This window comes from Dactylosporangium sp. NPDC050588, from assembly GCF_040654975.1.
Taxonomy (GTDB): Bacteria; Actinomycetota; Actinomycetes; order Mycobacteriales; family Micromonosporaceae; genus Dactylosporangium; species Dactylosporangium maewongense.
The window spans coordinates 44,446-51,229 of the sequence record NZ_JBFAJA010000067.1; the positions used below are offsets into that span (position 1 = coordinate 44,446).

The 6,784-nt window shown below is 72.6% G+C and carries 5 protein-coding genes; 3 read left to right on the top strand and 2 right to left on the bottom strand.

The features are described 5' to 3' along the window. Positions 1-2: 2 nt before the first annotated feature. Positions 3-1,190, bottom strand: a complete 1,188-nt coding sequence (locus AB0I21_RS38405; RefSeq protein ID WP_360568611.1) for an FAD-dependent monooxygenase — start codon at positions 1,188-1,190, stop codon at positions 3-5. Positions 1,191-1,356: 166 nt separating this feature from the next. Here AB0I21_RS38405 and AB0I21_RS38410 point away from each other — a divergent pair, with 166 nt between their 5' ends. Together AB0I21_RS38410 and AB0I21_RS38415 are read left to right on the top strand one after the other, a co-directional pair. Beyond that, positions 1,357-2,526 (top strand): DUF2786 domain-containing protein, encoded by a 1,170-nt coding sequence (locus tag AB0I21_RS38410; protein ID WP_360568612.1) that lies wholly within the window; start codon positions 1,357-1,359, stop codon positions 2,524-2,526. 71 nt (positions 2,527-2,597) lie between these two features. Continuing rightward, positions 2,598-3,125, top strand: coding sequence for a hypothetical protein (locus tag AB0I21_RS38415; RefSeq protein WP_360568613.1), 528 nt, complete (start codon positions 2,598-2,600; stop codon positions 3,123-3,125). 47 nt (positions 3,126-3,172) lie between these two features. Here AB0I21_RS38415 and AB0I21_RS38420 read toward each other — a convergent pair whose 3' ends face one another. Next, positions 3,173-3,802: a DUF998 domain-containing protein gene (locus AB0I21_RS38420; RefSeq protein ID WP_360568614.1), complete on the bottom strand. Its 630-nt coding sequence runs from the start codon at positions 3,800-3,802 to the stop codon at positions 3,173-3,175. A 118-nt stretch (positions 3,803-3,920) separates the two neighbouring features. Here AB0I21_RS38420 and AB0I21_RS38425 point away from each other — a divergent pair, with 118 nt between their 5' ends. Beyond that, positions 3,921-5,030, top strand: coding sequence for a glycosyltransferase (locus tag AB0I21_RS38425; protein WP_360568615.1), 1,110 nt, complete (start codon positions 3,921-3,923; stop codon positions 5,028-5,030). Positions 5,031-6,784 lie beyond the last annotated feature (1,754 nt).

Sequence of the window (6,784 nt, forward strand, 5' to 3'; positions counted from 1 at the left end):
GGTCAGGTGGGGACCTTCTCCGATTGCTGGAGGTCGGCGTGGGCGTCGTACGCGTGGATCCAGCTGACCATCTCGGGGAGGTTGGTGAGGCGTTCGTTGCGGGCCTGGGCTTCGGGGCCGTCGGGGACCTGGAAGCACTTGGCGTTGCCGCGGGAGCCGAGCTGGAGCTGGCGGGCGCGGGGTTTGCGGAGGGTCTCGTACGCGGCGAGGGCCTCATTGACCGGGAGGTCGCGGCGCAGGAAGTGGGCGAGGACGGCGACGTCCTCGACGGCCTGGTTGCTGCCCTGGCCGGCGTGGGGAAGCATCGGGTGGGCGGCGTCGCCGACGAGGGTGACGCGGCCGGTGCTCCACTGGCGCAGCGGCTCGCGGTCGAAGAGGGCCCAGCGGCCGGTGTCCTCGACGGCGCCGAGCATCGTGAGGACGGTGTCGTTGAAGCCTTCGAAGGCGGCGACCGCCTGGCTCGCGTCGCCCTTCGCGGACCAGGACTCGTCGGTCCAGGCCGCGTCGCGGGTGTAGGCCACGAAGTTGATCAGCTCGCCGCGGCGGACGGGGTAGACGACGAGGTGGCTGGTGGGGCCGAGGAAGAACGTGAGGCCCATGGACGAGCCACCGGGGACCTTGTCGATCGGGACGAGGCCGCGGAAGCAGCTCATGCCGGCGAAGACAGCCTCGTCGGGGCCGGCGACGTGCTGGCGGACGGTCGAGCGGACGCCGTCGGCGCCGATGACGACGTCGGCGGTGGTGGTCGTGCCGTCGGCGAAGGCGATGGTGACGTCGTCGGGCGTCTCGGCGATCGTGGCGCAGCGCTTGCCGAGGTGGACCTCGCCGCCGGCGGCGCGGAACGCGTCGAGCAGGACCTGTTGGAGGTCGGCACGGTGCAGGCCGAGGAACGGGGCGCCGAAGCGGGCGGTGTACCAGTCGCCCATGGGGTGCTCGTAGAAGATCTCGCCGGTACGCCACTCGTGGAACTGGATGCGCTGGAGGTCGGAGCCAACCTCGCGCAGCGCCGGGCCGAGCCCGAGGGCGTCCATCAGCCGGGTGCCGTTGGCGCCGAGCGACACGCCCGCGCCGATCGCGCTGAAGGTGGCGGCCTGGTCGTACACCTCGACCTCATGACCATCAGCGTGCAGGGCGATCGCGGCGGTGAGGCCACCGATCCCAGATCCGATGACTACGACCCGTGACGTCATGGTGCCCTCTCGACTCGCGTCCTGCTTGTCGGTCTTGCGAAACAGGTGTTGCGAACAGGTGTTGCGAACAGGTGTTGCGAAACAGGTGGTGCGAAACAGCGACGGGAGCCTATCACCGCGGTGGATGAACAAAAGGCGGGCCGGGGCGGCCGGGTAGCCTTGCCCGGTGCGTACGGCGGACGAACAGATCAAGGCGGTGCTCGACGGCCGCGTCGGGTACGAGCGCGGGCTCGACGCGCTGACCGTCGCGCCCGCCGCCGACGTCGACCCGGCGCTCTTCGCCGCCGTGCGGTCCGCCTGCTCGCGGCTGTTCGAGCGCGGCTGGCAGCCCGGTGAGCTGCACCGGGTCGCGGGGCGGCGCGGCACCGTGGCGCACACCCAGCTCGTGACCGACGCCGTCGCGGCGCACCTGCGGCAGTTCAAGCCCGCGCTGGTCGACCCGCGCTGGCGGGCTCAGGCCGACGCGCTCGGCGCGACCGTCTGGTGGGGGGCCGACGAGCGGTACCTCGACGGGCTCGCCGCGCGGTGGCGGGTCGACCGGGTCGAGGTGCTCGACACGGTGCTGGTGCTGCTGGGCATCCTGCGCACCCTGCCGCCGATCGAGGTGCTGGTCCCGCCGCCCGGCACGGTACAGGCGGCGGCCGCGAGACCGAGCAACGTCGACGTGCGGCTGCTGGACCGGGTGCGGGCGCTGCTCGCGAAGGCGGAGTCCACGACGTACCCGGCGGAGGCGGAGACCTACACGGCGAAGGCGCAGGAGCTCGTCGCCCGGCACAGCATCGACGAGGCGCTGCTCGTCGCCCGCGGCGCCGCGACGGACGTGGTGCCGTTCGCCCGGCGGATCGGCGTCGACCACCCGTACGAGAGCGAGAAGGCCGCCCTGCTCGACGCCGTCGCGGGGGCGAACCGCTGCCATGCGGTGTGGTCGCCGGAGCTCGGGTTCGCGACCGTGTTCGGGTTCGACACCGACATCGACGCGGTCGACCTGTTGCACACGTCGCTGCTGGTACAGGCGAACCGGGCCATGTCCGCGGCGGAGCCACCCGGGGGCAAGGCGGGGCGCGCGCGGCTGAAGACGTTCCGCCAGTCGTTCCTGGTCGGGTTCGCCGTCCGGATCGGCGAGCGCCTCAGCCAGGCCGTCGCGTCCGCCGCGCTCCCCCCGGACACCGCCTCCGACCTGCTGCCGGTCCTCGCGGCCCGGGATGCGCAGGTGCGCGAGACGATGGAGCGGGTGTTCCCGCGTACCGTCCGCGGCCGCGGCACCAGAGTGGACAGCGACGAGGGCTGGGACTCCGGCCGCGCCGCCGCCGACCGGGCGGCGCTGCACCGGAGCTGAGAGGATTCTCAGGGTCCCGCCGAGGTCGCGCCCTGATGCCGCTCGGGATCGATCGTTGCGAACCTGCCTGCATGACCCCATTGCTGGCACGCCTCGGCGCCCCCGTCCTGCTGTTCGTCTACGGCACCCTCCGGCTCATCGACGGGCGCGACGGCCACCACGACAAGGACGGCGCCCTCTGGAACGTCGGGCACGTCTGCTTCTTCATCGCGTTCGTGCTGCTGGCGGCGCTGACCGTGCACGCGTACCGGACGCTGCACCGGCACCGGGGTGTCGCCCTGCCGGCGGTCGCCGCCGCGCTCTTCGGCGCCGGCTGTTTCCTGTGGGTGATCGTCGGGGACATCTTCGCGTCGTTCCCCGAGCTGCCGGACGCGCTGCAGGTCGTCGGCCCGGCACTGTTCCAGCTCGGGATGCTGGCGTTGCTGGTGCTGCTGGTGCTGGCGCGGCGCGCGCCGTGGTGGAGCCCGGCGCTGGTGGTGGCGGCGTTCGCGGCGATCGGGGTGAACCTGGACCTGATCCCGCTCGCGGCGGTCCTGCTGTTCGCGGGTCTGCTGCCGCTCGGCCGCGCTGTTACTCCAACGCCCGCGAACGCCGCCTGAGCGTCGCCGCCGCTATGCCTGCCGGCGCTGCCTGAGCGTCGCCGCCGCTATGCCTGCCGGCGCTGCCTGAGGGTCGCCGCCGCGATCCAGTTCCAGGCGATGGCGACGCCGAGGAACAGGGTCAGTGCTCCGCCGGTGCCGCCGGTCATCGCCCACGCGAGGCCGAGCGCGAACAGTACACCCGCGAAACGCCCTGAAACGGCCCAGCCGACCTGGCCGGTCCGGCGGAACCCGGCCGCGAGCACGAAACAGAGCGCGATCATCGAGAAGAACGACACGCTGGCGCCGGCGTTGTGCACGATCATGTGGCCGCTCATCGTGGTCAGGCGACCTTCGGGGGTGCCGAGCGGGAAGCCGTCGCTCGCGTCCATCCGGAACACGGCCGCGATGAGCAGCCCCACCCCGATGGCCGCGTGCAGTGCTCTTGTGGCTTTCGCGGCTCCTGTACCGGCGGCCGCCGCCACGCTGAGCAGCCCCACCACCACGAAGCTGGTGGTCTGCACCCAGCCGAGGTCGCCCAGGGCGAGCATGCTGACGGGGTGGCGGGTGATGTCGTACCCGTCGCGGGTGGCCGCCTGCACGACCGCCACGACGGTGAACAGGGGCGCCGCGAGGATCCCGGCGTTCGCCAGGGCGCTGGGGGTGCTGACTCGGTCGGTGCTGACGGTGTCGAGCATGATCGGATCCTTCCGGTTGCGTCTTCGCTCACTGACGCGTCGAACGGCTCCCCCGTTTTTCGACACACGTTCGTCGAACCTTTGAACCGGTCCGGGCGGCGGTGCGTGGACGCGGGGTATGCGGATCCTCTTCACCGCGTGCCCGATGTTCGGCCACGTCAACCCGGTCCTGCCGCTGGCCCTCGCCGCCCGCGCCGCCGGCCACGACGTCGTGGTCGCGACCGGCCCCGACATGGCCGCCCGCCTCACCGTCCCCACCTGGGCCGTCGGCCCCTCACACCACGAGGCCGGCGGCGGCCCCGGGACGGACTGGCTCGCGTACTTCGCCTCGACCGCCCGCGCCCGCGCCGCCGACCTCGTCCCGCGCGCCCTGGATTGGAAGCCCGACCTCGTGATCTCCGAGGACACCGAGCTGTCCGGCCCGGTCGCCGCCGCCGCGACCGGCGCCCGCCACATCGTCCACGGCATCGGCATCATGCCGCCGATCCGGCTCTGGGCCGCGCTCGGCCCCGCCCTCGACGGCCTGTTCGACCAGTTCGGCGTGCCCGGCACGAGCGCCGGTCACCGGGCCGCCACGTACCTCGAGCTGTGCCCGCCGTCCCTGCGCCCCGCGGACCCCGCCGCCGAACGGATCTGGCCCACCACACTCCCGCTGCGCCCCGTCGCCGGCACGCCCTCCGGCTCCGAACAGCTGCCCGCTTCCCTCGATTCGCTGCCGTACGAGCGGACCGTCCACCTCACCCTCGGCACCGTCTTCCACGCCAACCGCAACGTCCTGCACACCGCGATCGCCGCCCTGTCAGCGCTGCCCGTGAACGTGGTCGCCACCGTCGGCCCCGACGTCGACCCCGCCGGCTTCGGCCGCCAGCCTGCGCACGTGGTGCTCGCCCCGTACCTGCCGCACACCCTGCTCCTGCCCCGCTGCACCGCCGTCGTCTCCCAGGCCGGCGCCGGCATCATGTTCGGCTCCCTCGCCCACGGCCTGCCCCACCTGGCCCTGCCACAGGGCGGCGACCAGTTCACCAACGCCGAGGCCATCGAACTCTCAGGCACCGGCCTGGCCCTCCACCCCGCCGAGGTCACCGGCGCCGCGATCACCGACCGCCTCACCGAACTCCTGACCAACCCCACGTACACCGCAGCCGCCACAGCCGCCCGCACCGACCTCGCCACCATGCCCGACGCCCCCACCGTCCTCACCACCCTGACCACCTCCCCCCACGGTTGATCGAGCAGAAGATCCGGCCAGACCCACCTGTCGATCAGGCTCACCCACCCAACGCCATGACCGCGCCGACCCACCTTTGATCCATGGACAGATCCGGCCGCCCCCACGACCAGATCCCTGCTTGGATCAACGACCACCACCACCACTTCGTCGAACGCAGCAGCCGCAACGCGAACCAGCACAACCGCGCGTCCGCCGGCAGGCGCGCAGGTTGGCCCGGCCGTGGTCGACCAGGCAGACGTGCCAGGCTGCGGGTTTCCGCCGGCGCGGTTCAGTTCGGCGTCGTGCTCGCGCTGGTAGGCGAGGATGCGGATAACACCGTTGTCGGCGAACCGGCCGACCAGGGCCCCAACACCGAGAACTCGGTCGACGGCGGCGACACCGTGCAGCTCGACCAGCCACGCACCGTCGCCAGCGCCGATGACAAGGAACACGGCCATTCAGCGGCGCTCGCGCGGCGTCCGTTTCCTCGGTGCCGGAACGCCGGACCCCGGACGATCGGTGCCCACCCAGAATCGACAGGCTTCCCGGTTGCAGCGCGACGCAAGGCGGGGCGGCGAGGCTGCGCTGCAACCGGGGGTAACCGCGCCAGCACCCAAGGGCTGCGCGTGGAGCGCGCTGAACTGCGACGGCACGCTGGTCAGCGGCGACAGGCTGGGAGATGGAACACGGTCGACAGCAAGAGGGCCCACTGCACTGGGGTCAGCAAGCGACGGCAGACAAGGAGCAGGGGTCCGGCGTGAAGGCCAGCTCGACACGGGGCCAGCTCGACGCGGGCGGCGATGCGCGGTCGGGCGGCAGAACGGGCTGAACTGCGAAGGCACGCCCAGGCAACGGCGACAGGCCGGGAGATGGAACACGGTCGACAGCAAGAGGGGCCACTGCGCTGGGGTCAGCAAGCGACGACAGACGAGGAACAGAGGCACGCGCGGCGCGGGGGCGGGGGCTGGCTGCGTGGGACCAGGGCGGCAAAGGCGGGACGGCACGGTGCGGAGCGGGGCGGCACGGGGCGGCACGGGGCGGTGTAGTGCGATGCGGCACGGTGCGGTGCGGCACGGCACGACGCGGGGCGGTGCGGCACGGCACGACGCGGGGCGGTGCGGCACGGCACGACGCGGGGCGGTGCGGCACGACGCGGGGCGGTGCGGCACGGTGCGGTGCGAAGAGACTGTGCTGCGGCGGGGGAAGCCGAACACAACGGCAGCGGGCTGTGCGCGGAACGGGCTGGACCGCGACAGCACGCCGAATAGCGGCAGCGCGCTGGGCAGCGGTGACAGGCGGGGGACGAAGTGGGGTGGGTGGTGGGTAGGGGTTACTTACGCGGGGGTTGGGGAGTGGCGGCGGAGCAGGAGCAGGGCGGCGCCGGTCGCGGTGACGAGTGCGCCGGTGGTGGCAGCTGGCAGGGCGGGTGGGATGCCGCCGGGGGTAGACGGTGATGCCGAGGACGCGCGACAGGCCCCACGGGGCGGGCGGCACGGGGCGGGGCGACTGCGCTGCGGCGAGGGAAGCCGAACACAGCGATAGCGGGCTGTGCGCGGAACGGGCTGGACTGCGACAACACGCTGGGCAGTGAACGGCAGGCTGGACTGCGGCTGCACGCCGAATAGCAGTAGCACGCTGGGCAGCAGCATGCCGAACAGCGGCAGCACGCTGGACTACGGCAGCACGCTGGACTACGGCAGCACGCTGGACTACGGCAGCACGCTGGACTACGGCAGCACGCTGGACTACGGCAGCACGCTGGACTACGGCAG

Bases quoted from the DNA above. Each gene is read 5' to 3' on its own strand.
- AB0I21_RS38420 (WP_360568614.1), bottom strand. From the start codon at position 3,802: ATGCTCGACACCGTCAGCACCGACCGAGTCAGCACCCCCAGCGCCCTG.
- AB0I21_RS38415 (WP_360568613.1), top strand. From the start codon at position 2,598: ATGACCCCATTGCTGGCACGCCTCGGCGCCCCCGTCCTGCTGTTCGTC.
- AB0I21_RS38425 (WP_360568615.1), top strand. From the start codon at position 3,921: ATGCGGATCCTCTTCACCGCGTGCCCGATGTTCGGCCACGTCAACCCG.
- AB0I21_RS38405 (WP_360568611.1), bottom strand. From the start codon at position 1,190: ATGACGTCACGGGTCGTAGTCATCGGATCTGGGATCGGTGGCCTCACC.